The sequence below is a fragment of the Virgibacillus carmonensis genome (assembly GCF_057836705.1).
Window position 1 is genome coordinate 1 of record NZ_JBYQFJ010000184.1, and the last position, 670, is coordinate 670.

The 670-nt window shown below is 36.4% G+C and carries 1 protein-coding gene; it reads right to left on the minus strand.

Translation table 11 applies throughout. The features are described 5' to 3' along the window. Positions 1-144 precede the first annotated feature (144 nt). Positions 145-670 (minus strand): cation diffusion facilitator family transporter (locus AC3G7N_RS21265; RefSeq protein WP_489424131.1); only part of this gene is annotated, 526 nt, incomplete at its 5' end.

The window sequence follows — 670 nt, forward strand, 5'->3', positions numbered from 1 at the left end:
ATACCATTTCTTCTATATAAAATAAGTCAAAGCTACCAATTGTTATAAAAACTTCGAAATTAGGAAATTTAAGTAATGTAATTAGGAAAAATGCCTTCATCGAATTTTTCGGTGAAGGCATTAATCCAATTTTAATAAACTTTTCTAATGATCGTGATTATGCTGACGAGAGGAAGATTCTTGTTCATTTTGACACATCAGCGAATCATCATGTGGATGTTCTTTATTTTCCATTTGAATGGTTACATGTCCCACGCCCTTGTGCTCCAATTCGTGTTCGATTGATAATAATAATTCCTGACTTTCTTGAATAGATAAATCACCATCTACAACTGCATGACAAGAAAGAGCGTTTTGCCCACTCGTAATACTCCATACATGTAAATCATGAATACCCATTATTCCCGGTACATTTTTCATTAACTTTATTATTTCATCCAAATCAACATTTTTGGGAGTACCTTCCATTAATACATGGATGGCATCTTTTGTGACCCTCCACCCACTGATCAATACGAGAATAGCAACAATAACACTAGCTAGTGGGTCCGCCCATCCCCAGTTGAAAAACATAATGAGTAAGGCCGCGATAATGGCGCCGACAGATCCAAGAAGGTCACCTAATACATGTAAAAAGGCAGCGCGTAGGTTTAAGTTTTCTTTGGTGTCA